General features: G+C 68.2%; 1 protein-coding gene. It reads right to left on the reverse strand.

All coding sequences use genetic code 11. From position 1 onward, the window contains the following. On the reverse strand, positions 1-1,553 hold a 1,553-nt coding region (locus Q8A52_RS48805; protein WP_316765147.1), incomplete at its 3' end, for a non-ribosomal peptide synthetase. Positions 1,554-1,604 lie beyond the last annotated feature (51 nt).

The raw sequence follows: 1,604 nt of genomic DNA on the forward strand, positions 1-1,604 counted from the left end.
TCGGGGGCGGGAAGCGCGCTTCGGTCCAGCTTGCCGTTCACCGTCAACGGCATCGCGTCCAGCAGCACCAACGCCGAGGGGACCATGTAGTCCGGCAGCCGGCCGGCAGCGAAGTCCCGGAGCACCGCGGTGTCGATCGCCTGCCCGGGCGCGGGGACGGTGTAGGCGACCAACCGCTTGTCACCAGGACGGTCCTCACGCACCACCACCGCGACCTGACCGACCGTCTCGTGCGCGGCAAGCACGGCCTCGACCTCGCCCGGCTCCACCCGGAACCCACGAATCTTGACCTGACCGTCCGCACGACCCACGAACTCCAACTGCCCCGCATCCGTCCACCGGGCCAGATCACCACTGCGATACATCCGCACGCCAAGCCCGGCAAACGGACACGCCACAAACCGCTCAGCCGTCTGCCCAGCACGCCCCACATAACCCCGGGCCACACCCGCACCCGCGATATACACCTCACCCACCACACCCGCAGGAACCGGCTGCAAGAACCCATCCAGCACAAACACCCTGGTGTTCGCAATCGGACGGCCGATCGACGGAGCCGAAGCGACTCCGCCGTCCGGATCCGGCAACACCCGATCCGCCGTCGCAATCACCGTGGTCTCCGTCGGACCGTAGGTGTTCCACAGTTCCCGGCCCTCGACCCAGCGGCCCGCCAGATCAGCAGTCAGCCGCTCCGCACCCAGCACCCACCGGCCCACACCAGGCACCCGCGCCGGATCCAGCACACTCAGCAGCGACGGCACCACACTCGCCGCCCGGACCCCACACCCGGCGATCATCCGCGCCAAAGCCCCGGGCTCGGCACGCTCCTCACTCGTCGCCACCGCCAACGTCCCACCCGCACCCAGCACCACCGCCACATCCAGCACCGCAGCATCGAAACTGAACGACGCGAACTGCAGCACCACCACACCCGCATCCACACCCAGCACAGGCCGCAGCGCCACCGCCAGATTCGCCACACCACCATGCGTGGCAACAACACCCTTCGGACGCCCCGTCGAACCCGACGTATAAATCACATACGCCAACTGACCCGGCACCGGCTCCACACCCAACCGCCCACCCGACTCAGCCGCCACCGCAGCCACAACCCCCGGGTCATCCAGCAGGACCACATCAACACCAGGCACCCCCAAACCAGAGGTGCTCAGCACCACCCGGGCCCCACTGTCCTCCACCATGAACGCCAGCCGCTCCACCGGATACTCCGGATCCAGCGGCACATAACCCCCACCCGCCTTCCACACCGCCAGCAGCGCCACCACCCACTCCACACCCCGCGGCAGACACACACCCACCACGTCCTCCCGGCCCACCCCACGCGCCACCAAAAACCGCGCCAACCGGTTCGCCCGCTCCTCCAACTCCCCATACGACAACGCATCCGACCCCGAACGAACCGCCACCACACCCGGCGAACGATCCACCCACCCCTCAAACACCGACACCAACGAACCACCCGGCACCGACACCACCGTGTCGTTCCAGTCCGCCAGCACCAACCGACGCTCCACATCACCCAGCACACCCACCCGACCCACCCGCACACACGGATCAGCCGCCACCTGCTCCAACACCCGCAC

Source organism: Streptomyces herbicida (assembly GCF_032656585.1).
Classification (GTDB): Bacteria; Actinomycetota; Actinomycetes; order Streptomycetales; family Streptomycetaceae; genus Streptomyces; species Streptomyces herbicida.